This is a genomic window from Chryseobacterium sp. VAUSW3 (assembly GCF_002205795.1).
GTDB classification, from domain to species: Bacteria; Bacteroidota; Bacteroidia; order Flavobacteriales; family Weeksellaceae; genus Kaistella; species Kaistella yananensis.
The window spans coordinates 14,849-37,770 of sequence record NZ_NIUY01000004.1 but is presented as its reverse complement, the minus strand read 5'-3'; the positions used below and the strand labels follow the sequence as shown (position 1 = coordinate 37,770).

The window sequence follows — 22,922 nt, the reverse complement described above, 5'->3', positions numbered from 1 at the left end:
TCAAAAATACGCAAATTTTCACCAAAGATTGATGATGCTTTGCTTTAAATTATTCAGAATAAATTCGTCTCCTTTGCTTTTTCCCTGCATTGCTTTAGCCAGAGGGCTTTCGGTAGAAATTACAAAAAGCTTCTTTTCGTGAAACCTGATTTCTCCCAAAGAAACCGCAATATAAAAAAAGCCTTTTTCAGTTTCAAGCAGCGAACCCAAACCAATAACCGAATGTTGGTTGGTGTTGATTAATTTTAAAGAATTCAGTGCTTTTAAATTTTCATTAAGCTGAACCTGAAGGTTATTAATTTCCTGCTGCACCATCTCGCGTGAGGTTTCATACTTATCGCCCATAGAACTTTTGGTTTCGTTGTTGGCGGCGCGGGTTTCGGAAATCAGATGTTCTAAATAATCAGTTTTCTCTGATAATTTCCCGCGGATGATTTGAAGGATCTCGGATTTATTCATGATTATCTTAATTTTAGCTAAAGCCTTACCACTGAATTTAAAAAAACGGGCTAACGCCCGTTTTCATTCATCATTACTATGAACTGATGATTATTTTTCGAATACGGCGTAACCGCCAGCGTTCAGCACAAAACCTTTGTCCTGTGAAAAATCTCTTGTTTTCTTTTCGAAAATATCTTTGTAAACGCCCGCCACTTTGTCATCGGTAATCTGGAATGTTACTGCTTCTTTAGACATGTTCAGCACGGTTAAAACCTCATCTTTTCCGTTTTTTCTGAGGTAAGCCATTACTTTATCATCTGCAGAAGTGCGCAGGGCAATAGTTTTTGCTTCCGGATCGCCACCGCGTAAAGCAGGATTGCTCGACTTTAGATTCAACAATGTTTTATAAAAATCGTGAAGTTCATACGTTCCGTTCCATGGAATTGGATCTTTGGTAAAAAACTCCAGTCTCTTGCTTTTTAAAGGAAGTTCCTGACCGTTGTAGATCAAGGGAACACCGTTCCATGTAACTGAAAATACCGCTAGAGGTTTTGCAAGTAGACCATATTTTTCATACTCGGTTCCGTTCCAGGTGTTTTCGTCGTGGTTGGAAGTAAACCAGGCGCGCATGGAATTGTCGCCAATTGCGGTATATCTTCCGAGTAGATTTTTTAAATCGCCGAAAGAAGCCTTGTCTTCGTTATAATCTTTGGTTTTGTGCATCCAGTTCCAGATGTAACTTGCATCAAACACTTTACCGTAATCTGGATTATCGAGTTCATCGAATTCGCCTAACCAGAATAACGGTTTCACTTTCTCAACCTCAGGTCTTGCCTGCTGCCAGAAATCCACTTCTACCCAGGCTGCCAAATCGCAACGGAACCCGTCGATATTGGTTTCACGCACCCAAAATTTCATGGCTTCGATCATGGCCAATCTCATCTGCGGATTGCTGTAATCGAGTTCGATGATATCATCCATTCCGGAAGCAAGCTGGAAATCGTTTGTTTTTGGATCTTTTAAATAAAACTCAGGGTTTGTTTTGGTCCATACATGATCCCAGCCGGTGTGGTTGGCTACCCAGTCGATGATGACTTTGAAACCCATTTTGTGCGCTTCGTTTACCATGTGCTTGAAATCCTCCATCGTGCCGAATTCCGGATTGATCGCCGTATAATCCTGTGCTGCATACTGGCTTCCTAAAGGTCCTTTTTTATTTTTCTGAGCAATTGGAGTGATAGGCATAAACCAAAGCGTTTTTACTCCCATTTCTTTCAGTCGCGGCATTTCTTTTTCGAATGCGCGGAAGGTGCCCTCTTCGGTATATTGTCTTATATTAACTTCGTAAATATTTGTGGTGTGTTTCCATTCGCTGGGCAACTCGTTCATTGTTGTAGATTTTTGTGTGGTACAGGATGCGATTCCCAGTCCTATGATTGCTAAAAGTATGAGTTTTTTCATGCTGATGATTTGCTAGCAAATATACTGGTTTTTTTATTAAATTCGGGTTGCGGAAGTAATCTTTTGAAGGAACTGAATGTTAAAAGTCATTAAAAAACCCCGGGAATTCCGGGGTTGTATTTTTAAACTTCATCAGTATCATCTTCTTCAAAGAAATCATCATCGAAGTCATCTTCTTCATCATCGAAATCTTCGTCTTCGTCGGCAAAGTCACCGGTATTAAAATCGTCGCCAAAGTTTTCGAAATCATCTACAAGAGGTATTGCTGAATTTTTCTGTGCTTTCTTTCCAGATTTGCTTGGTGCTTTCAGCGGCATGTTTCCGAAACGGAAAACAGTGATGGGATAATTTACGGCAGGCTTCTCGTCGATAATTTCGATCAGCTCGCAGAAGAACTCCCAAAGATCCATAAAACCGTACTGGAAATGTACTTTGTCTCCTACTTTTTCGAAGGCTTCGCTGATATATACATCCGACATTATTTCGCCGTCACCGTCGTCACTCATGTCTTCCAGCGGCACCGCTTTAACCACCATTCCCTCTTCATCAAGAATATTGAAAAGCGACAAATCCTCTCCCATGAGGGTAAATGCGCTCTTGATTCCCAAATGCAGATTCCAGAGATTCTGTTTATCCTTGATCTCAACATCGCGGAAGATATCATCTTTGGTATCTAAAATAATACGGATTTTATAAACCATTTTTAGTTTAAATTTAGATAGATTTTAGAATTAATTTACGGGTACAAATATAAAACAATTGCATTTTGACAAAAAAGAAATCGCAGCGTTTTTATTAAAAAAGTTTTGCTTACATTTTGCGTTTTCTAATTGCTTTTTTCCAGTAAAAAAGTAAACCGTGTACCTTCCAAATATACACTTTCTACGGAGATATTTTCGCCATGTGCATCCAGTATATGCTTTACGATCGCAAGGCCCAGCCCCGAACCTCCGTCGTTGCGGTTTCTACTGGTTTCTACACGGTAAAATCTTTCGAAAATACGTGGCAAAACTTCGGGCTTAATTCCCATTCCGTTGTCCTCTACTGTTACCAGGACTTTGTTTTTAAGAATGGTGGTTTTAATGGTAATCTGCGCCTTGTCGCGGTTGGCGTAATGAATGGCATTTGAAATTAAATTGATAAGAACCTGAGAAATTTTCTGCTTGTCGGCATTCACAAAAATCTGTGGCGACACGGTCTGCAGCTGTACTCTGGCGTCTTTTCGTACCGCTTCCAGGTCAAGAAGATCGATGATTTCGCGTATAACACTGTTAATATCGAAACTGGAAATATTGAGCTTGATTTCGCCGGATTCGTATTGGTTGATCATGTCCAGATCCTTTACAATATTAAGGAGTCTCTCGACAGATTTATCGATTCTTTCCAGATATTTGTCCCGGATGGCCAGATTTTCTACGCCGCCATCCATAAGTGTTTCCACATAACCCTGAATGGAAAAAAGCGGTGTTTTGAGCTCGTGGGATACATTCCCGATATATTCTTTCCGGTAGGTTTCCATCTCTTTCATGGTTCCCATTTCGGTGGCATTTTTCTGGCTGAATTCGGAAACCCGTTCACCGAGTTCGCGCAGATTCATCTCATTGGCGGTATCGGGATTAATTCCTTCGGGAAGTATGGTCGAAATTTCTTTTACCTGCCGTTTGCCGTAAACATTAAAGAGGTAATCCAGAATCACATAATTCAGCACAAAAATAAGCACCACACAGGCAAATAGCGTAAGGTAAAAATTATTCTGGTTCTGAAAAGCTACACTATTAGAATATTCGAAGAGCAGCGCTACCAGAGACATCGCCACGGTTAAAAATACAGAAGCGACCAAAGTAAGCCGGTGAAACCTCATGTTACAAATTTACACAACTAATTTGTAACCGATACCTTTCAATGTCTGAATCGTACCGATGCCGAGTTTTTCGCGCAGTCTTCGGATATGTACGTCGATGGTTCTTTCGCCCACAATGACATCGTTTCCCCAGACTTTTTCGAGGATTTCTTCGCGTTTGAAAACTTTGTTGGTGTTGGAAGCCAGCAGGTAAAGCAGATCGAATTCTTTTTTCGGGAGCAGAAACTGCTGTCCGCCTTTAGAAACCCGGAAGTTGTCTTTATCAATCATTAAATCTCCCACCGTAATATTCTTTGTAGTATCCGAAACCTGCGAGGTTAGCTGCAGTAAGGCATTTACCTTAGAAATAAGGATTTTCGGCTTGATGATCTTCACGATATAATCGTTGGCACCTGCCTGAAAACCTGCGAGCTGCGAAAATTCTTCACTTCTTGCCGACAGAAACACGATAAGGGTTTTCTGGAGTTCTTTAATCTTTCGTAAATCCTGGCAGGTCTCGATACCGTCTTTTTCGGGCATCATCACATCCAGTAGAATAAGATCCGGGATAATCTGTTTGGCTTTTTCAATCCCTTCATTGCCATTGCTGGCGGTATAAACTTCGTAGCCTTCTTTTTCGAGATTGTAGGATAAAATTTCTAAAATATCCTGTTCATCATCAATCAAAAGAATTTTTTTCTGATTCATCTTTACTATTTAACCTTTCAAAGTTAATCAATTTTGAAAACAGGTGTTCACTTAACGGTAATATTCACAATAAGTTAATATTTGCGGTAGTATGTTCAGAATTTCTTAAAACAAACTTAAGACTTTAGCAACACCAAAAGGGTGAGTTCTTTATTCCTTTGCAGCGAGAGAAAATCTAATTAAAAAATGAAAATGAGAAAACTGAATATTGCGGTTTTGTTCCTAACCTCTTCAGCCACGCTGTTTTACGCACAGGAAGTAAAGAAGGATACGTTACAAAAGGAACAAAATGTTGAAGGCGTCGTTATAAAGGCATCCAGCAATAAAATTTCGGAGACCGCGATTTTGGGCGACCAGAAGAAAGCGATTATCCAGAAACAGTCTATGGGTGCAGAAGAAATTTCGAGAAAAGGAATTTCGAATGTACAACAGGGTTTGGTAAAAGTTACCGGAATCACAACCGTTGAAGGTCGCGGCCTGTTTGTAAGAGGTCTGGAGGAACGCTATAACACTTTATTGATTAACGGCCTGGGATCACCATCAAACAACCCGTTTCAGAAAATTATTGCACTGAAACAATTTCCGACGGATGTAGTTGGAAAACTGAATATCTACAAAACATTCAATTCCAACTTATATGCAGATTTTGCGGGCGCAACTTTCGATATTGAAACTCTAACGATCGACAAAGCGTTCTCTAAAATAGAATTCGGGTTCGGGTACAATACACAAACCACATTCAAAAACTTCAAGATTAATCCTAATGCCAACACGATGAACGGTTATTTCGGATTAAATTCCAGAGACCGACAGCTTCCGAATGAGGTGAAGGGTTATGTTCCGACCAATTACAATTTCACCCAACAGGAATCGGTAAATTCATTTAAAGACGGCTGGAACGCAGATAACATAAAAGCTTTACCAAATACAAGCATCGGATTTACCACTGCGCAGAAATTTAAATCTGGTGAAAATGGTGAAATGGGACTTCTGCTCTCCCTGAACCAGGGCAGTAAGTATGAATATACCGAGGGAGAGAAAAACCAGTTCATCTCTCTGCAGACCGAAGGTAAAATGAATAACGACCTGAACCGGAAAGAATATTCGTATGAGCTGGAATCTTCAGCACTTGTAGGCCTCAGCTACAAAAACCGGGGTTTAAATGTTGCATTGAATACTATATTTTTACAGAATTCTGCCAACGTAATTACCGATTTCCTGGGTTATAAAGACCAAAAGGAACAGGATGCAGGAAGACGTTTTTTCCGTGTAGACCAAATGGATTTATCTAAATTCCTGGATGTTCAGTTGCTCGCAAGCCAGAAAATTGGCGACCGCCATCTTTTCAAAGCAGGCGGAAGTTGGGTGAAAAACAATTTTCAGCAGCCGGACCGCAAGATTTCTGAAGGATTCATCACCGGAAGACCCAACGAAGTGGAAATGACTTTTGGTGGGAACAACCTCATCCGACAGTATCTTGATGTGAATGGGAACAATTATCTTTCGGGATTTGCAGAATACTCGGTTTTTCTTGGTGATAAAGGGGAAAAGAAAAATTATCCGTGGCAATTGGCTGTCGGATATAACGGATTCTTCGATCACCGCAGCAACTCATACCGCTTTATTGCATCGAATATCGATAATGTAGACCTAAGAACTGTAGTAGTTGACATTGATAATCCACAGCAGACTTACAATAATTATATCATGAACGGTGCGTTCCATTTCAAGGAAGAAACCAATGAAAATGATTACCGCTCTAATCTTTATCAATTTGTAAACGCCGGATATCTGAACTTAAATTATAAACCAAACGATACCTGGGATATTTTAGTAGGAGGGCGTGTTGAAAATAACATCAACATTACCCGATATAAAGAACAGGGAGATTCGGAGTTCAATAATCTGAGCAGAAACCAGTACTTTATTTTACCGTCGTTCTCGGTTAAAAAGTCGCTCAATAGTAAATCCAACATTCGTTTTGCAGCCAGTAAAACCATTACAAGACCAATTCTTATTGAGTATATGCCGATTACCTACATTAATCCGGATAACGAAAACATCATTGGTAACAAAGATCTTAAGAACAGCGAAAACTATAATCTTGATTTGAAGTATGAGATCTTCCCAACCAATAAGGAACTTTTTTCGGTGAATCTTTTTGCTAAAAAAATCGACAATGCCATCGAACGAGGTTACACCGCATCCGGAAATTCCAACGGTGTGGCGATTACATTTTTCAATGCTGAAAACGCAGTTTTAGCAGGCGCAGAAGTGGAAGGTATCATGAATCTGTCCAGAATTTCAGAATCTCTGAACAAATGGAGTTTAGGCGCAAATGCCACCTTCATGTACTCCAAAGTTGACCGAAGCGCAGAACAGCTCGAGCAGGAAAAGCCCGTCAACTTTTCGGAATCTTTAAAGGATAGAAAACTTCAGGGTGCCGCACCTTGGGCCGTGAATGCGGATTTGAAATATGAATATAAAAACGGGCAAAACCTGCCACAAACAATGTCGCTGGTTTACAATGTCTCCGGGTCAAAAATATTTACAGTAGGAACTTCGGGCTTGGATCACATTTACGAAAGACCATTTCACCAACTGGATTTTGTGTACAACACCCAGATTACCAAAAACTGGAATCTGAAATTTGGAGTACTGAATTTACTCAACAGCACCTACAAACTCGAACTCGGAGAAGACGGATACATTCCTTTGGATGTAAGAACCGTTACTCATACCGATTTTAAACGCGGAACAACTTTCAACTTCACCGCAGGATATACCTTCTAAAATAATCATTAATATAAAACTTAAAAGTAATATGAAAAAGAACATTTTAAATCTACTGTCGCTTGCAGCCGTATTTGCAGTAACATCTTGTACAGTAGAAATCAGAGAAGAGGCCGATATCAACGGTGGTGGAACCGGAACCGGAACAACTACCGGAGCGGTGCTCAGCGGAACAGGAACTTTAACAGGAACCCTGAAACAGAATACCGTGGTAAAAAAAGGAACATATGCTCTTGAAGGTATTGTAAAAGTCCCTGAAGGAGTTTCCCTAACCATTGAACCCGGCGCAACTTTTACCGCAAAAACTTCTGTAGGAAGCAGTCTTGTTGTTCTACAGGGAGGCAAAATCTATGCTGAAGGAACCGCTTCAGAACCCATCGTATTTACATCCGACAACAAGAAACCGGGCGACTGGGGCGGCGTTACCATCTATGGAAATGCCCCGATCAAAGCTATTAACGGCGCATCAAAAGCACTTTCTGAGGACGGAAACAATGTATATTATGGTGGCGACAATCCCAACGATAACTCCGGAAGTTTAAAATATGTGAGAGTAGAATACGGCGGCAAAAAAATCGGCGACGGAACTTCTGAAACCAATTCCATGACTTTCTATTCCGTTGGAGCGGGAACAGTTCTTGAAAATCTGGTTGCCTACATGGGAACCGATGACGGTTACGAATTCTTCGGCGGAACCGTGAGCGGAAAAAATCTTGTGGCGTATGGCAATTACGATGATTCTTTCGACTGGCAGGATGCATGGAGCGGACAGAACAACAGCAACTGGTTCGCTTACCAGACAAGCATCGGAAATTTCGGGATGGAAATTGAAGCGTCTGGAAACGCAGACAATACCGCGCCAAAAGTAAACGGACTCACGTTAATTAGAGCTGCAGGAACAAAACCTGAAACTGCAGGATCCATTGAAGTTTCGGCAATTCAGTTCAAGAAACACGGCAACGGAATCTTCAGCAATGTATTTATCGACGGCTACAAAGATACAGACGGTAAGAAAGCATATGCGGTTCTGATTCAGGATGCCGCTACAGAAACTGAGCAGGTTAACAAAAACAAAATAAGTGTTTCTCCTGTAAACCACACCGGTTCAGATAATCAGAACATTTGGGGTTATGCTTACACGCCAAACGGAGCAAAAACTTTCACCAGCGATGCGACAGTAAAAAAAGTTAATCTCACTTCCGGAAACTGGGCAACAGTGAATGGAGTTGATCTTTTATCAGCTTTAAAATAATTATTTCTTCATCAGTAATTCATATCAAATTATAAAACCACCGAAATTCGGTGGTTTTTATTTTTTTAGCATTTTTGAAGTTACTCTTCAGCATCTTCTTCATCTTCGTACTGCTCCAGATAATACGCGAATGTAAAATCATCAAACTCATCTTCTGCATCTTCAAGCGTTACAAGCAAATCTTCGAAAATTTCGAGCTGGTCAACACTCATATTTACAAATTCGATATGAAGCGGAAGCTCCACAAAGCCGGTCAGCGAATCGTAAAGCGCGTCTAAATTATCTCCGAAAAACTCCGGAAGCGTCAGTTTTTCTTTCAGTTGCGCATAAAAATCATCGTAATCGCCGATGTCTGTAAAATCGATAAATACAGTGTTCATAGTTGTTGGTTTGTCAGTTGTTAGTTATTGGTTATTGATTTATACTAAACTTTTTACCTGGCTCTTCACTACTATTGTTTTTGGAAGCTTTTGTAATGATCGTGAGTCAACCAGACATCACCGTTTTTGGTGAAGACAATTCGGTCGGCATTTCTGCGTCCGCAGTTGTAATTTACATCGGCCTCAAAATATTGCGCTCCTGTCGGTAAAGTCTTTTCACGGTTGCTGAATTTATCGCCACCAATCGCACGACCAGGCAAAACATCGCATAAATTTCCCTTTGATGCTACCCAGCCCTGGCTTCGGGCTTCACCTTTGGTTATGTAATAATCCGGGAGTTTTCTGTTGGCTTTCACATAATCAATGACGAGGTTTTCTTCGGTAAGATTATCAATGTCTCCAGATTGAGTTGAAGAATTTCTTTCCTGATTATCATTAAAACTTTCGTTTCTGGTTTGCTGTTTCACAACAACGTTTTCCTGGTTTTCAGGCTGTGGTTTTTTTTCGATTTTATAATTCTCGAAAAGATACATTACCAAAAACGCGCTCAGCATTCCGATGATAAAAAATAAGACAAGCTTAAAGTTCTGTCTGTTCATATTTTAATTTTAGATTAAGTTCAATATTCTTCTTTAAACTTGAATCATTTCTCTTGATTCTTTTTCCCTTGGCTCTTTTTACTTTTTACCTGGCTTTTTTATCTCCATTCTTCTGGAATATCGCAAACCGGGATTGGCTGCATTTTGTGCTGTGCAGCTTTATTCATTCTGCTGAAAATTTTATACACTTCCAAATCTCTTCCCGAGTAATCCGCTTCTGTTTTTGTTCCCCATTCTTTCTGAATTTTTTCCAACTCCGGATAAGTTGCGCCAATCTGCTGCTCATCAGTTCTTTCCACATCCCAAAGTCCGTCGGTTGGAATTGCGTTCTGAATGGATTCTACCAGATTCAGCGATTTCGCCAGTGCGTAAACCTCGGTTTTATAAAGATCGGCAATCGGCGAAACATCTACTCCACCGTCGCCATATTTGGTGTAAAAACCAATCCCAAAATCCTCAACTTTATTACCGGTTCCGCAAACTAAAAGTGAATTGATTTGTCCGTAATAATAAAGCGTCAACATTCGCAAACGACTTCTTGTATTGGCAAATGCGAGTTTTTCGGAAGGAAATTCGTCATCTTTTACATCGAAAGTTTTGTATAATTCCTCAAAAGCGGGAGTCAAATTCACGCTCATCGCTTTTGCGTTTGGAAATCTTTTGGTGATGTCGTTCATGTGTTCCCAAGCTCGATTCACCTGATCTTCATTCTGGCGAATCGGCATTTCGAGCATCAGCAAATTGAGTCCCGTCATTGCGCAAAGTGTAGAGACCACTCCAGAATCTACTCCACCCGAAACTCCGATGACGTAACCTTTCACGCCTGCTTTCGTGGCGTAATCTTTTAGCCACGAAACGATTTTATCTATTATTTTTTCTGTTTGCATAAGAATTGTTTAAATTGTTCAAAGTTCAAAAACAGTTCAAATTACCGTTGAAAATCTTCTTTTCTTAACTCATACCAAAAGCATTCTTCATGATCTAAAGGATCAATGAAAGTTCCTTTCTCTGTAAAACCCATTTTTCGAAGAACGTGATTGGAACCATCATTATCAATCGTTGCAGAAGCATAAATTACCTCGACATCTAAAATATTGAAACCGTAATTCAAAGAAGCTCTCGCCGATTCTGAAGCGTAACCTTTTCCCCAAGATTCGGGAAGAAAACGATAGCCTAATTCATACACATTTTTGAAGCCGTTGATTTCTTCGGTCAAAAATTTCAAGCCGCTCCAACCAATTAAGAGATTTGATGATTTTTCTACAACCGCCCATCTTCCGATTCCGTTTTCGCGGTACTGTTTTCTAATTTTTTCAATAATTTCGCTGGATTCTTCAACTTTAGTTACAGTATTTCTTCCGAGAAACCTCATCACTTCGGGATTACTGTCGAGCAAAAACATTCTTTCAGCATCTTCGGGAACCAATTCCCTCAAAATAAGCCTTTCTGTTTCGACGAAGATTTTTACCATTATTTTTCCTTATTTTTGTACCTCAAAATCTGCTGTAAAAATAGAAATAAATTTTTCTACAAGGAGCGGCGAAGCCGCGAAATGTTAGTAGATATTTTAATCCAAAAAAAAGGAAGCGGCGAAGCCGCGATATGTTGGTTCAAATGAAAAAAATATTTTTTTTATTCTTTGTTGTTTCCCTTCTTCTCTTACAAAATTGCAAGAAGGAAAACCAAATTCCATGGAAAATAGAAATTAAAAATCCTGCCCAAAACGTGGAAGTGACCGATATTTCAAAGGAATTTTACGACACAAATGTACCTCTTGAAGAATTCAAACAGAAATATCCCTGGTTTCAGGGCAGTGTTTCAGATGAAGATTACAGCACAAGACGCGCCGATACGGCTGAAGTTAAGATTTATAAAGAAGCTATTTCTAAGATCGACATCGCAAAACTCAACAGCGATTTAACGGATTTGTTTTCTCACATCAAATACTATTTCCCAGAATTTAAAACACCCCAAGTCTATCTTTTTTCCTCTGTTTTGAGCGGAATTATGGAACCAATTTTTTACAGAGATGACGTGAATATGCTTTTCATCGACATTACCGGATTTATGGGCGAAAACAATCCCAATTATAAAGGTTTGGAGCAGTATTTCCAGACTTCGATGAATCCGCAGAATATCGTTCCTAAAGTTTCTGAAGTTTTTGCAAATTATTTTGTGCAGCCGAATCTTAATCACCAGAAATTTATTGATGAACTCATTTATAACGGTAAAATCATGACGCTTCAGGATGCTTTTTTACCGGATTTCCCCGATTATCTGAAAATGCATTATTCCCAGAAACAGTACGAATGGGCCAAACAAAACGAAGTGAATATCTGGAATTATTTCGTGGAAAACAACCTGATTTTCAGTGACGATCTCCGGCTAAAAGAGCGCTTCATCAATCCGGGGCCGTTTTCAAAATTCTATACTGAAATCGATAACGAATCTTCCCCAAGAGTCGGAATTTTCACCGGATGGCAAATCACCAGAAAATTCTTTCAGCAAAATCCTGAAACCAAACTTACCGATTTCCTGAAAATGAACGCTCAGGATATTTTCAACCAAAGCAATTATAAACCTAAATATTAAAAGAGTTCGCTTCACCGCGACTCCGTAACCCAATAAATCATGAGAAAAACCCAGATTACCATAGACGTAGAACTCGACGAAAACCACATTCCCGAAACCATGACATGGAACGCACAGGATGGCGGAATCGAAGCCCAGGAAACCAAAGCCACTATGATCTCCGTATGGGATGATAAAGCGATGGAAGCCCTGAGAATTGATCTTTGGACGAAAGATATGCCTGTAGACCAAATGAAAATGTTCCTTCACCAAATCCTCGTGTCATTGGCTAATACTTATGAACGTGCGACCGGCGAAGAAGATGTTGCAAAATGGATGGAGGAAATGGCCGAAGAATTCGCAGCCAAATCGGCAATAAGAATGTAAATAAGCAATAAGCGGTATGCGATAAGCTTTAAGCTTTTTTGCATGCAGCTTATATTTTTTTTAATCATATTTAAGTTTTAAAGCAGTAAAAGCCTATTGCTTAAAGCTTAAAGCCTAAAGCAATAAAAAATCATGAATTTCAATACCAAAGTAATCCACGGTGGTCAACACCATGAATCCGCAACAGGATCGGTGAATGTACCCGTTTTTTTAACCTCAACTTTTGCGCAGAAATCTCCGGGAATTCATTCCGGTTACGAATATTCCAGAGCGGCAAATCCTACCAGACAAGCATTGGAAGATAGTTTGGCTAGCATTGAAAACGGCGCGCGAGGTTTAGCTTTCGGTTCCGGTTTGGCGGCAATCGATTGTGTTCTTAAATTATTAAATCCGGGCGATGAAGTAATTGCGGTTGACGATCTTTACGGCGGAACTTACCGAATGTTCACCCGCCTTTTCGAAAAATATCAACTGAAATTTACCTTCGTGAATTTTGACGATGTTTCGAAAATTTCAGATTTAATTAGCGATCAAACGAAATTAATCTGGATTGAAACTCCAACAAATCCATTGATGAAATTGGTTGACATCAAAGCAGTAACCGATTTAGCAAAAGGAAAAGATATTTTGGTTGCGGTGGATAATACGTTTGCGACGCCATATTTGCAACGACCAATTGATTTAGGTGCTGATATCGTGATGCATTCCGCGACAAAATATCTTGGCGGACACTCCGATGTGATTGCAGGAGCACTGATTGCTAAAACTGCTGAACTTGGCGAAAAATTACATTTTATACAATTTGCAAGTGGTGGAATTCTAGGTCCACACGATTCTTACTTGGTTCTTCGTGGAATTAAAACCCTGGCATTACGAGTACAGAGACATTCGGAAAACGGACTGGCTGTAGCAAAATATCTGGAATCTCATCCTGCCGTGGACAAAGTGATTTATCCAGGTTTGGAATCTCATCCTCAACACGATTTGGCAAAAAAACAGATGAAGGATTTCGGTGGAATGGTTTCGTTCACCTTTAAATCTGGAAAAAAAGAAGATGCCATCAAGTTTTTAGAAAAAGTAAAAGTGTTCACGTTGGCAGAATCTCTAGGCGGTGTAGAATCTTTGGCAAATCATCCTGCGTTGATGACTCACGCATCGATTCCGGCAGAAAAACGTGCAGAATTAGGCATTACCGACGATTTGGTAAGACTAAGTGTAGGTATTGAAGATGAAGCCGATTTAATTGCCGATTTGGAAAAAGCTTTTTCTTAACATTAATATTTTTTAACCACAAAGTCACTAAAGTTGTTTTTTGAAAAGATGAATTAATTCTTTTTAAAGCGCAGAAAGTTGAACTTATTTTTACTTTAAAAAGTTAAATAAAACGGCTTTCATGTAATTAAGATTTTGTGACTTTTGTGGTTTTTTTATCATTCACTAATGACAGAATTTCAAAAATACATTCAACGATATTTAGACCTTATTCCAACTGAAAATTGGCTGGAAGAAATGAAAAAAACCGGTGAAAAAACCGTTTCACTTTATTCATTTTTAGCTGAAGATCAATCAAATTTTGCATACACAGAAGGAAAATGGACGCTGAAAGAACTTTTGCAACATTTAATTGATGCGGAAAGAATTTTCGCTTACCGCGCACTTCGTTTTGCCAGAAAAGACCGAACCGAACTTGCGGGTTGGGATGAAGAAACCTACGCAAAACATTATTTTTCTACTGAGAGATCGTTGCAAAGTCTTATCGATGAATTTGAAACCGTGAGAAAATCTTCAAGTCTTTTTTTTGAAAATTTAAATGTAATTCAGCTTTCGGAAACAGGAATCGCGAACGGAAATGAAATTTCGGTAGAAACGATAGGGAAATTAATAGTAGGTCATACGATTCACCATTTGAATATTATTGAGGAAAGGTATTTATCAAAATTTTAATATTTTTATAAGTTTGGCTAAAGCCAAATTAATCCGCAAATTAAGGTCGGCTAAAGTCCACCGCTATTTAAACTTTTTCAATTAGAAACTGAAGGTTCGGTTGAAATTGTAATCATTTTTTTTTCGATTATATGATTTGCAAAATTCAATTGGAACGGGCTTTAGCGCGTTTATTTTTTAAAATGAGCATTAGTTTTAGCCGAAACTTATTTTTAAAAAATTACAAAACATGAACTGCCCCTGTTGCTCCGGAAAACTTTACGAAAATTGCTGTAAACCCTTTCACTCGGGAGAACAGCAAGCTCCCACTGCGGAAGCTTTGATGCGTTCGAGATTTTCGGCTTTTGCAATTCCGAATGGTGAATATTTAATGGAAACAACACTCCCTACAAAAAGAAAATTCCATAACAAAAAGGATTTGCAGGAATGGGGAGAAAGCAATGAATGGACGAAATTGGAAACCTTGAAATCAACTTTAAACCAAGTAGAATTCAAAGCTTACTATAATGATGAAAATGGGAAACCGCAAATTCATCATGAACATTCGCTTTTTGAAAATGTGAACGGAAGATGGTATTATGTTTCTGGAAAATTTATAGATTAATTTATGGTTTCCTTTTCGCCTGCTTCTTTTTCTGTCGTAGGACATAGAGATAAAGACTTTCCACTTTCGATCTGGCCCAATCAGTTTTTCTAAGGAATTTTAGCGAGGAATTGATACTCGGATTATCGGTAAAACATTTGATATTAATTTGTTTTCCTAACTCTTCAAAACCTCCGTAATATTCGACCAATTCTTCTAAAATTGCATCTAAACGTTTTCCGTGTAAAGGATCTTTATGTTCCATAATGCCCGTAAAAGTAAACATTACAATTTATATATGCGGTAAAAAGTAAAAAATCACTATTTTTTGTCCTTACATTTGAGACGGGAAATCGCTACAGATTACATTTCATCATTAATTTTTTCTGAACATGAAAATTCTGCATACAGCCGACTGGCATTTGGGTAAACGGCTGGACCGTTTTTCGAGACTCGAAGAACAGATTCTGGTCATGAATGAAATCGTAGAAATTGCCGACGCACAAAATGTTGATCTTGTTCTGGTTGCCGGCGATCTTTTCGATAATTTCAATCCAAGTGTTGAAGCCACCGAACTTTTTTACAAAACTTTGAAACGTCTATCGCTGAACGGGAAACGCCCGGTCATCGCAATTTCCGGCAATCACGATTCGCCAAACCTGATTGATGCACCCGATCCGCTGGCCCGAGAATGTGGCATTGTCTTAATAGGTCATCCCAAAGCAGCGGTAAATCCTTTTGAACTCGATGGGTTTAAAATTACGTGTTCGGTTCCGGGTTTTATAGAAATAAAGCTCAAAAATCAGGAATTTCCGGTAAGGATTCTTCATACTCCTTATGCAAACGAAATCCGCCTGAAAGAATATTTCGGTGAAAATAAAGAAGAAGATCTTAATCAGGTATTGGCAGAAAACTGGCAGCGTTTGGCTGATGAATTCTGTGATAAAGCAGGTGTAAACCTTATGACGGCGCATCTTTACATGAACAGAAAAGGAACACCGCTTCTGGACGAACCTGAAGGTGAAAAACCTATTAAAATCGGGAATGCTGATCTTATTTTTTCAGATAGCATTCCACCTCAGATTCAGTACACGGCTTTGGGACATCTGCATGGTTTCAGAAATATCGGGACGGCTGAAAAACCCGTTGTGTACTCCTCTTCCCCACTTTGCTACAGTTTCAGTGAAGCCGGACAGACCAAATTTGTTTCTATTATCGAGGCACAGCCGAATCAGCATGTTTCTTTTGAAAAAATTGCCTTACAACAAGGGAAATCTTTGGTAAGAAAAACCTTCAACAATATAGAACACGCTGTTGAATGGCTCAAAGAAAATCAAAATACTTTGGTGGAACTCACTCTGGAAAGCGAAACTTTTTTGAAAGCGGAGGACCGCAAAAAAATTTATCAGGCTCACCCCGGAATTGTCCATTTAATTCCTAAAATGAAAAATGAAGAATTCAGTGAAAGTCAGTTGAGAACCATCAATTTAAATCAGGATATCCAGGCGCTTTTTAAAGATTATTTCAAAACTAAAAACAACGGCCAGGCACCGAACGATGATCTCATCGAGCTGTTTAACGAAATTAAAAACCTTTAAATTATGATTCCAGTTCAGCTCACCCTTGAAGGTTTGTACTCTTATCAGGAGCGGCAGTCCATTGATTTTTCCCATCTTACGGAAGCCGGACTTTTCGGTATTTTCGGGGCTGTCGGTTCCGGGAAATCTTCCATTTTAGAAGCCATCTCTTTTGCATTGTACGGCGAAACCGAACGCCTCAATAAGCAGGATAAAAGGGCGTACAATATGATGAATCTGAAAGCGAATAAGTCCTTTATTCAGTTCGATTTCATCAATCACGAAAATAAAAATTTCCGCGTTCAAAGGGAATTCAGACGGAATTCTAAAAAATTTGACGATGTAAAACCCGTCCAAGCAACGTTTTACGAAAAACACAACGAAAACTGGATTCCTTTGGAGCATTCGGATTGCGAAAAAATTATTGGACTGAGTTATGCGAACTTTAAACGCACCATCATTATTCCTCAGGGACAGTTTAAAGAGTTTCTCGAATTGGGTGCAACAGAACGCACGAATATGATGAAGGAAATTTTCAGTCTTCAGCAATATGATCTGCAGAATAATGCCTCAATTTTAAACAATAAAAACACTGCAGCGCTCAATCAATTGGAAGGTCAGCTAAAAGGTTTTGAAGATATTAATGAAGAAAACATCTCAATACAAAGAGAATTACTTCAAACAGAAAAGCAGAAATTCGAAAACATTAATATTGAATTTAAAAAAGCAGAAGATCATTTCCGGCAACTAAAAAATCTGAAAACCGATTTCCAACTGCTCAATTCGAAGAAAGAAAACTTCGCAAAACTTCTTATCGAAAAAGAAAAAATTGATGCACTGGAAGCAAAAACGGATTTGTATGATAAAATTTCTTGCGCGTTTAACCCATTAATTTCAGAGAAAGAAAAACTTCAAACGGAATTACACCATCTTCAAAAAGAGCAGACTTCAAATGCAGAACTTTTAAAAGAAACCTTATCAAAAGTTGATCAAAATAAGAAGGAATTTGAAACTGTTTTGCCGAAATATGAAACATTAAGTGATTCCAAAATTCAGGAAAATGACTTGAATCTGATTTTTCAGATGCTCACGTATTCAACTGACATTAAATCTCTAAAAGAGCGCACAGAAAACGGCTTTGCGAAAGTAAAGGAAGTCGAAAATTTTCAAAAAACAATCAAAGAAAAAATCTCCGGATTACATGCTCAGCTGGAAAATCTGAGACCCAAAAAACTCGACACCAACTTGCTGCTGAACGTTGGGAACTGGTTTTCTGAACAAAGAAACTTAAGCGATTCTTTTCAGAAACAAACCAGTAAAATCACTGAAATTAAGGCCGGACTTCTGAAAATTGAAGAAGAATTACAGCCTTTCAACATCGATCCGGAAAACTTTCCTCAAGAGTTTCGGTTGAAAATGGATCGGCTTGAAAGTGATAAAACCAAAAGTTTAGCAAAGAAAAGCCAGCTCGAAGTTCAGCAGCAGTTGGCCCATTTTGTGGACGAACTTCATGACGGAAAATCCTGTCCGCTTTGCGGCTCACTGCAGCATCCGCATATTGTGGAAATTGATGATGTTACCGCTGAAATGAATTTATTAAATGAGCATTTGGCGCAAATTGATTTCCAGCAAAAAGAGATTCAGTCTCAAATTTCAGTAGTCGAAAAAATTCTGGAAAGAAAGAAATTACAGCAATCTCAGCTAAATACTGAGGAGGAAAATTCAAAAGATATAAAAATACAGATTGAAAACCATCAAAATCTATTCATCTGGAAAGAATTTAATCCTCAAAATGAAACAGAATTCTTGAGTAAAAAATCTGAATCTTTTGCAATCGAAAAACAGATCGACGACCTTCAGAAACAGATTTCAGCAGAACAGGAAAACCTTGAAAAATCTCAGAAACAGTTGGACAAATTCAATGAAGCACTTCAGGATTTTAAACTGAAAGAACACGAAGTTGAAACCAAAATCACGACCAATGAAGCGAATCTGAAGGTTTTACGCTGGAATGATTACCGTGAAAAAAGTGTGAGCGAAGTCGGAAAATTACATTCCGATTTATCAAAAACTAATCTCGAAACTGAGCAGAATTACCAAAATTTAAAGAAACAGGAACAGGAACTTGCGGTAAAACTTTCTGCTGAAGAAACGACTAAAAAAGAACTCGAAAAAAGGAGTTTATCTTTAAATGAAGAGATTTCAAAAAACAACAACCAGATTAACAAGGCTTTAACCGAAAACAAATTTGCGTATCTTCATGAAATTGAACCTGTTTTAGCGCAAAAAATTGATGTAGCAGCAGCAAAAAATCAAATCCAAAAATTCAGGATTGAGTTCGAAACGCTAAAAAACGGAATCTCTGAGCTCGAAACCAAACTCGAAGGATTTAATTTTGATGAAAACCGTTTCACAGAAGCCGAAACGCAGTTCAAAACCCTTGAAAGCGAAAAAACAAACGCCAACAATGCGGTTATAAAAATCAGTTCAGAGATTGACAGGTTAGTCATGGAGTTCAGTAAAAAAGAGAATTTACTGAAAGAATTTTCGAAACTTCAGAAGCGCGCTGAAAACCTAAAAATTATGACGAATCTTTTTAAAGGTGCGGGTTTTGTGCAGTATGTATCTTCCATTTATCTCCGTCAGCTCTGCGACCAGGCGAACATCCGTTTTCACCGCATGACGCGCAACCAGCTGAGTCTTCAGCTGAATGAAAACAACGATTTTGAAATCATCGATTATCTCAACGAAGGCCGCTCCCGAAGTGTAAAAACTTTATCCGGCGGACAGGCATTTCAGGTATCACTCAGCCTTGCTTTGGCACTTGCAGAAAGCGTTCAGACCAATGCGAGAGCAGATAAGAATTTCTTTTTCATCGATGAGGGTTTCGGAACCCAGGATCTGGAGTCTGTAAATGTGGTTTTCGAAACCTTAACCAGTCTGCAAAAGGAAAACAGAATTGTCGGAATTATTTCGCATGTGGAAGAACTGAAAGAGAAAATCCCGGTCTCCTTGAACATCCGTAAAGACGAGGAAAGAGGCAGTTTGATTGAGGTGATGTAAACCTTCGCACCGTTTAATTGAAATCTGAAAACAATATTTTAAATTTACGCCCACAAATATTTCTTATGCAAAACCTCATCGACACCCTGAAATCCGGCGGAACCATCCTTTATCCCACCGATACCATTTGGGGAATTGGCTGCGACGCGACGAATCCTGAAGCAATCAATAAAATCTTTGAAATCAAAAAACGGGAAAAATCAAAATCGATGATTATCCTGGTGGAATCGGAGAAAAGACTGCAGGATTTGGTGGAAGTTCCGGCACTGGCCTGGGAAATCATGGATCTGTCCGAAAAACCCGTGACTTTGATTTATGACAATCCTAAAGGTTTGCCAAAGGAAATCCTTGCGGAAGACGGCAGCATCGGAATCCGTCTGGTAAAAGACGATTATCTCAAAAAACTCATCGGAAAACTGAATAAACCACTGGTTTCAACCTCAGCCAACTTTAGCGGCGACAAATCACCCATGCAGTTCTCAGATATTTCCAAGGAAATCATCAGTTCTGTCGATGCAGTAGCTGAAGAAAACCACGACAAAATCTCACAATATTCAGGATCTTCGGTCATAAGAATGTGGAAGGATGGCCGTGTGAAAGTCCTCCGCGAATAATTATTTCTTCTTTTTATAAAGTTTTTCGTAAAGCGAAATCCACTCTTGTGGTGACATTTTTTGCAACAGTTCTGCAATTAATTCAAAAGGAATATCTTCAGGATTTTTGAAGCGGATGCACGATTTTCCCATATCCAGTTTCCGTTTGGAATGTTTCGGAAATTCATTCACAAACCAATCTAAAAGTTCTGGATTTGCATAAATTCCCATGTGATATAAGGCAATAAAATTTTTCTGCGATGCCAAATTGATGAAAGGAAGCGGCGTGTTTGGTGTGCAGTGATAACCGTCCGGATACGTTTCCAAAGGGACGCTCCACCCGATCATTCCGTAAGTTAAACTTTCCTGAAAACCTTTGGGAAGATGTTCGGAAATAGTTTTATACAACGTTGTAAATGCTTCTTTTCTTTCATCTGGTACATTTACAAGATATTCTTCAATTGAGGCTGCCGGAATTTGCATGGCTTTAATTTTTTACTAAAATACACAATCGAATCTTAAAATAAAAAATCCGGAAAAATTATTTCCGGATTTCTTTTTATTTTTTCAGATACTCATCAAAGTAATCGGTTACTTTCTGCATCAGGTGAACCCTGTCTTTGCCCATCACATTATGCGCATGGCCCGGATAAACAAAGTAATCAAGCTGAACACCGTTGTCAACTGCAGCTTTGAGAAACTTCATCGAATGCTGCAAAACAACAACATCATCCTGCGCGCCGTGAATCATCAGGAGTTTACCTTTCAGATTCTGCACTTTATCCAGGAGATTAGAATTTTTATATCCTTCCGCGTTGGTTTGTGGCGTATCCATATATCTTTCGGTATACATAATTTCATACATGCTCCAATCGATTACCGGCCCGCCAGCTACGCCAACTTTGAAAACTTCCGGATGTTTAAGCATGAAACTTGTCGTCATAAAACCGCCGAAACTCCAGCCGTGAATTCCCAATCTGTCGCCATCAACATAAGGAAGCGATTTCAGGTAATCTACGCCTTTAAGCTGGTCATTCATTTCAGTTTCGCCCAAATTTCTGAAAACTGCCTGTTCGAATTTCAGACCTCGGTTAGATGATCCTCTGCCGTCCATCGTGAAAACGATATAGCCGTTTTGCGCCATATATTCGTACCAAAGATTACCGGAAGCAGGAAAACTGTTCGTTACAAGCTGAAGGTGCGGCCCGTTATACAGGTAAACAATTGTCGGGTATTTCTTAGTGGCATCAAAATCTGTCGGAAGAATAATTTTTCCGAAAAGAGGCGTTCCGTCATCAGCCTTTAGCGTTACATTTTTAATTTCAGGCCTTTTATAATTTTTCAAAGGATTTTCTGAAGTCAGAATGTTTTTCGATTTTAAAGTCGCTGTGTTCAAAAGATTTATAGAGCGCGGCGTAGTTGCATTGCTGTAAATATCGTAAAGCTGTGTTCCGTCTTTGCTTAAAATCCCCGTATGCATGCCGGGAGCAGCAGATAATTTCTGGGTTTTGAAATTATTCCAGTTAATTCTGTAAAGATGTCTTTCCATCGGAGATTCCTGGGTGGAAGCGTAATAAATTTCCTTCTTTTTTTCATTAAAGCCTAAGATATCCGTCACCAGCCAGTCGCCTTTGGTGATCTGAGCGATCAGACCTTTTTCAAGACTGTAATGAAAAAGATGGTTGTAACCCGTGCGCTGACTTTGCCAGATGAAATCGGTGTTGGAGTTCGGGAAAAATAATAAAGGATGCTGAGGCTCTACATATTTATCCGAAGTTTCTTCGAATAACGTTTTCACAAAATTGCCAGAAACCGCATCGTACTGGTTCATTTTCAGATGATTCTGATCGCGGTTTAACACGCCTACAAAAATATACTTTGAATCGGGACTCCAGGTCACTGCGGTAAGATACTGCTCTTTATCTCCTTCAATATTTAGGAAGGTTTTTTTCTGGGAATTAATGTCATACACGCCCAAAGTCACCTGATGCGAGGTGTTTCCTGCCATTGGATATTTAATGTTGACATTTTTTGCAGGGGTCGAAGCCCAGTCGATGATCGGGTAATCGGTCACCATACTTTCATCCATTCTGTAAAATGCAATTTTATTATTATTCGGGGCAGCGAAAATTCCGCCATCAATACCAAATTCGCTTCGGTGTACGGCCTGTCCGTTTACAATGGCTGCATTTTCATCATCAGTAATGGCTACAGTTTTGCCGTTTCTGTTAACGAAAAGATTGTTCTTTACGGTATAAACGATGGTTTTGTTATCGCCGAGAACCTTTACATTTTCTGCGCCTTCATTCAGTGCAGTCCATTCTGTGATTTTCCAGTCCGAACCGGTTTTTTCAAGCCGGAAATACCTCCCTTCTCTGGTAAAATATCCTTTATCTTTTCCTGTAAACTTTACCTGCGGAAAAGATTTGAGTTTTTTATCTGCAGCAAGATTTTTATTGAGCTGATATAATGAAACTAACGTATCGGCTTTCATGCTCTGTACTTCAGTAATCAGATAAGCATTTTTGGTTCCCTGGATATAAGATTTCGCATCATCACTCCACGAAAACTGCGGAATACTTTTAATTGCCAGATTGCTGCGCAGTCCGTTCACTGCTTCAGCCATGGTATATTTTTGGTTCTGGGCAAACACTAAGCTCCCGAAACCAAGCACTAATAAAGGTAATTTTGAAAATTTCATTTCTTAAATTTAATGTGCTAAAAATAAGA

General features: G+C 39.1%; 22 protein-coding genes. 10 read left to right on the top strand and 12 right to left on the bottom strand.

Features of this window, described 5'->3' with window-relative positions; all coding sequences use genetic code 11:
• Positions 1 to 18: 18 nt before the first annotated feature.
• From CDW55_RS11415 to CDW55_RS11395, 5 genes are all read right to left on the bottom strand, one after another.
• Positions 19 to 459, bottom strand: a complete 441-nt coding sequence (locus CDW55_RS11415) for a hypothetical protein (protein WP_088469905.1) — start codon at positions 457 to 459, stop codon at positions 19 to 21.
• Between the two features lie 90 nt (positions 460 to 549).
• Positions 550 to 1,902, bottom strand: a complete 1,353-nt coding sequence (locus tag CDW55_RS11410; protein WP_088469904.1) for an alpha-amylase family glycosyl hydrolase — start codon at positions 1,900 to 1,902, stop codon at positions 550 to 552.
• Positions 1,903 to 2,024: 122 nt separating this feature from the next.
• Entirely contained in the window at positions 2,025 to 2,603 is a 579-nt protein-coding gene (locus CDW55_RS11405; RefSeq protein ID WP_088469903.1) for an IS1096 element passenger TnpR family protein, read from the bottom strand.
• 125 nt (positions 2,604 to 2,728) lie between these two features.
• Positions 2,729 to 3,763 (bottom strand): sensor histidine kinase, encoded by a 1,035-nt coding sequence (locus CDW55_RS11400; protein ID WP_088469902.1) that lies wholly within the window; start codon positions 3,761 to 3,763, stop codon positions 2,729 to 2,731.
• Between the two features lie 9 nt (positions 3,764 to 3,772).
• Positions 3,773 to 4,450, bottom strand: coding sequence for a response regulator transcription factor (locus CDW55_RS11395; protein ID WP_088469901.1), 678 nt, complete (start codon positions 4,448 to 4,450; stop codon positions 3,773 to 3,775).
• A 192-nt stretch (positions 4,451 to 4,642) separates the two neighbouring features.
• Between CDW55_RS11395 and CDW55_RS11390 the strand changes: the two genes are divergently transcribed.
• Together CDW55_RS11390 and CDW55_RS11385 are read left to right on the top strand one after the other, a co-directional pair.
• Positions 4,643 to 7,243 (top strand): TonB-dependent receptor plug domain-containing protein, encoded by a 2,601-nt coding sequence (locus tag CDW55_RS11390; protein ID WP_228399647.1) that lies wholly within the window; start codon positions 4,643 to 4,645, stop codon positions 7,241 to 7,243.
• A 31-nt stretch (positions 7,244 to 7,274) separates the two neighbouring features.
• Positions 7,275 to 8,495 carry a hypothetical protein gene (locus CDW55_RS11385; RefSeq protein WP_088469899.1) on the top strand — a complete coding sequence of 407 codons (1,221 nt, stop codon included), beginning with the start codon at positions 7,275 to 7,277 and terminating at the stop codon, positions 8,493 to 8,495.
• Between the two features lie 80 nt (positions 8,496 to 8,575).
• On the opposite strand, the gene CDW55_RS11380 is transcribed toward CDW55_RS11385, so the two are convergent.
• The 4 genes from CDW55_RS11380 to CDW55_RS11365 form a co-directional block, all read right to left on the bottom strand.
• On the bottom strand, positions 8,576 to 8,875 hold the full coding sequence (locus tag CDW55_RS11380) for a barstar family protein (RefSeq protein ID WP_088469898.1): 300 nt from the start codon (positions 8,873 to 8,875) through the stop codon (positions 8,576 to 8,578).
• Between the two features lie 71 nt (positions 8,876 to 8,946).
• Positions 8,947 to 9,474, bottom strand: a complete 528-nt coding sequence (locus CDW55_RS11375) for a ribonuclease domain-containing protein (RefSeq protein ID WP_088469897.1) — start codon at positions 9,472 to 9,474, stop codon at positions 8,947 to 8,949.
• A gap of 98 nt (positions 9,475 to 9,572) precedes the next feature.
• Positions 9,573 to 10,361 carry an NAD(+) synthase gene (gene nadE / locus CDW55_RS11370; RefSeq protein ID WP_088469896.1) on the bottom strand — a complete coding sequence of 263 codons (789 nt, stop codon included), beginning with the start codon at positions 10,359 to 10,361 and terminating at the stop codon, positions 9,573 to 9,575.
• Positions 10,362 to 10,402: 41 nt separating this feature from the next.
• A complete protein-coding gene (locus CDW55_RS11365) occupies positions 10,403 to 10,945 on the bottom strand; it encodes a GNAT family N-acetyltransferase (RefSeq protein WP_088469895.1) in 543 nt (180 codons plus the stop codon).
• Between the two features lie 143 nt (positions 10,946 to 11,088).
• Between CDW55_RS11365 and CDW55_RS11360 the strand changes: the two genes are divergently transcribed.
• From CDW55_RS11360 to CDW55_RS11340, 5 genes are all read left to right on the top strand, one after another.
• Positions 11,089 to 12,066: a gliding motility protein GldB gene (locus CDW55_RS11360; protein WP_088470021.1), complete on the top strand. Its 978-nt coding sequence runs from the start codon at positions 11,089 to 11,091 to the stop codon at positions 12,064 to 12,066.
• Between the two features lie 39 nt (positions 12,067 to 12,105).
• Entirely contained in the window at positions 12,106 to 12,432 is a 327-nt protein-coding gene (gene gldC, locus CDW55_RS11355) for a gliding motility protein GldC (RefSeq protein WP_088469894.1), read from the top strand.
• A gap of 132 nt (positions 12,433 to 12,564) precedes the next feature.
• The gene (locus tag CDW55_RS11350) at positions 12,565 to 13,704 is read left to right on the top strand and encodes a cystathionine gamma-synthase (protein WP_088469893.1); all 1,140 of its coding nucleotides are present in this window, start codon (positions 12,565 to 12,567) and stop codon (positions 13,702 to 13,704) included.
• 168 nt (positions 13,705 to 13,872) lie between these two features.
• Positions 13,873 to 14,376 carry a DinB family protein gene (locus tag CDW55_RS11345; protein WP_088469892.1) on the top strand — a complete coding sequence of 168 codons (504 nt, stop codon included), beginning with the start codon at positions 13,873 to 13,875 and terminating at the stop codon, positions 14,374 to 14,376.
• A gap of 229 nt (positions 14,377 to 14,605) precedes the next feature.
• Complete coding sequence (locus CDW55_RS11340; RefSeq protein ID WP_088469891.1) at positions 14,606 to 14,980, top strand: YchJ family protein; 375 nt, start codon at positions 14,606 to 14,608, stop codon at positions 14,978 to 14,980.
• A gap of 1 nt (position 14,981) precedes the next feature.
• On the opposite strand, the gene CDW55_RS11335 is transcribed toward CDW55_RS11340, so the two are convergent.
• Positions 14,982 to 15,245, bottom strand: coding sequence for a VF530 family DNA-binding protein (locus CDW55_RS11335; protein ID WP_410492780.1), 264 nt, complete (start codon positions 15,243 to 15,245; stop codon positions 14,982 to 14,984).
• 106 nt (positions 15,246 to 15,351) lie between these two features.
• Here CDW55_RS11335 and CDW55_RS11330 point away from each other — a divergent pair, with 106 nt between their 5' ends.
• The 3 genes from CDW55_RS11330 to CDW55_RS11320 all read left to right on the top strand — a co-directional run bounded on the left by CDW55_RS11330 (position 15,352) and on the right by CDW55_RS11320 (position 20,213).
• Positions 15,352 to 16,557 carry an exonuclease SbcCD subunit D gene (locus tag CDW55_RS11330; protein ID WP_088469890.1) on the top strand — a complete coding sequence of 402 codons (1,206 nt, stop codon included), beginning with the start codon at positions 15,352 to 15,354 and terminating at the stop codon, positions 16,555 to 16,557.
• A 3-nt stretch (positions 16,558 to 16,560) separates the two neighbouring features.
• Positions 16,561 to 19,599, top strand: a complete 3,039-nt coding sequence (locus tag CDW55_RS11325; RefSeq protein WP_088469889.1) for an AAA family ATPase — start codon at positions 16,561 to 16,563, stop codon at positions 19,597 to 19,599.
• A gap of 65 nt (positions 19,600 to 19,664) precedes the next feature.
• Entirely contained in the window at positions 19,665 to 20,213 is a 549-nt protein-coding gene (locus CDW55_RS11320) for an L-threonylcarbamoyladenylate synthase (protein ID WP_088469888.1), read from the top strand.
• On the opposite strand, the gene CDW55_RS11315 is transcribed toward CDW55_RS11320, so the two are convergent.
• Positions 20,214 to 20,675, bottom strand: coding sequence for a DUF1801 domain-containing protein (locus CDW55_RS11315; protein ID WP_088469887.1), 462 nt, complete (start codon positions 20,673 to 20,675; stop codon positions 20,214 to 20,216).
• Positions 20,676 to 20,751: 76 nt separating this feature from the next.
• Complete coding sequence (locus CDW55_RS11310) at positions 20,752 to 22,893, bottom strand: S9 family peptidase (protein ID WP_088469886.1); 2,142 nt, start codon at positions 22,891 to 22,893, stop codon at positions 20,752 to 20,754.
• Positions 22,894 to 22,922 lie beyond the last annotated feature (29 nt).

Bases quoted from the DNA above. Each gene is read 5' to 3' on its own strand.
- CDW55_RS11415 (WP_088469905.1), bottom strand. From the start codon at position 459: ATGAATAAATCCGAGATCCTTCAAATCATCCGCGGGAAATTATCAGAG.
- CDW55_RS11410 (WP_088469904.1), bottom strand. From the start codon at position 1,902: ATGAAAAAACTCATACTTTTAGCAATCATAGGACTGGGAATCGCATCC.
- CDW55_RS11405 (WP_088469903.1), bottom strand. From the start codon at position 2,603: ATGGTTTATAAAATCCGTATTATTTTAGATACCAAAGATGATATCTTC.
- CDW55_RS11400 (WP_088469902.1), bottom strand. From the start codon at position 3,763: ATGAGGTTTCACCGGCTTACTTTGGTCGCTTCTGTATTTTTAACCGTG.
- CDW55_RS11395 (WP_088469901.1), bottom strand. From the start codon at position 4,450: ATGAATCAGAAAAAAATTCTTTTGATTGATGATGAACAGGATATTTTA.
- CDW55_RS11390 (WP_228399647.1), top strand. From the start codon at position 4,643: ATGAGAAAACTGAATATTGCGGTTTTGTTCCTAACCTCTTCAGCCACG.
- CDW55_RS11385 (WP_088469899.1), top strand. From the start codon at position 7,275: ATGAAAAAGAACATTTTAAATCTACTGTCGCTTGCAGCCGTATTTGCA.
- CDW55_RS11380 (WP_088469898.1), bottom strand. From the start codon at position 8,875: ATGAACACTGTATTTATCGATTTTACAGACATCGGCGATTACGATGAT.
- CDW55_RS11375 (WP_088469897.1), bottom strand. From the start codon at position 9,474: ATGAACAGACAGAACTTTAAGCTTGTCTTATTTTTTATCATCGGAATG.
- nadE (WP_088469896.1), bottom strand. From the start codon at position 10,361: ATGCAAACAGAAAAAATAATAGATAAAATCGTTTCGTGGCTAAAAGAT.
- CDW55_RS11365 (WP_088469895.1), bottom strand. From the start codon at position 10,945: ATGGTAAAAATCTTCGTCGAAACAGAAAGGCTTATTTTGAGGGAATTG.
- CDW55_RS11360 (WP_088470021.1), top strand. From the start codon at position 11,089: ATGAAAAAAATATTTTTTTTATTCTTTGTTGTTTCCCTTCTTCTCTTA.
- gldC (WP_088469894.1), top strand. From the start codon at position 12,106: ATGAGAAAAACCCAGATTACCATAGACGTAGAACTCGACGAAAACCAC.
- CDW55_RS11350 (WP_088469893.1), top strand. From the start codon at position 12,565: ATGAATTTCAATACCAAAGTAATCCACGGTGGTCAACACCATGAATCC.
- CDW55_RS11345 (WP_088469892.1), top strand. From the start codon at position 13,873: ATGACAGAATTTCAAAAATACATTCAACGATATTTAGACCTTATTCCA.
- CDW55_RS11340 (WP_088469891.1), top strand. From the start codon at position 14,606: ATGAACTGCCCCTGTTGCTCCGGAAAACTTTACGAAAATTGCTGTAAA.
- CDW55_RS11335 (WP_410492780.1), bottom strand. From the start codon at position 15,245: ATGTTTACTTTTACGGGCATTATGGAACATAAAGATCCTTTACACGGA.
- CDW55_RS11330 (WP_088469890.1), top strand. From the start codon at position 15,352: ATGAAAATTCTGCATACAGCCGACTGGCATTTGGGTAAACGGCTGGAC.
- CDW55_RS11325 (WP_088469889.1), top strand. From the start codon at position 16,561: ATGATTCCAGTTCAGCTCACCCTTGAAGGTTTGTACTCTTATCAGGAG.
- CDW55_RS11320 (WP_088469888.1), top strand. From the start codon at position 19,665: ATGCAAAACCTCATCGACACCCTGAAATCCGGCGGAACCATCCTTTAT.
- CDW55_RS11315 (WP_088469887.1), bottom strand. From the start codon at position 20,675: ATGCAAATTCCGGCAGCCTCAATTGAAGAATATCTTGTAAATGTACCA.
- CDW55_RS11310 (WP_088469886.1), bottom strand. From the start codon at position 22,893: ATGAAATTTTCAAAATTACCTTTATTAGTGCTTGGTTTCGGGAGCTTA.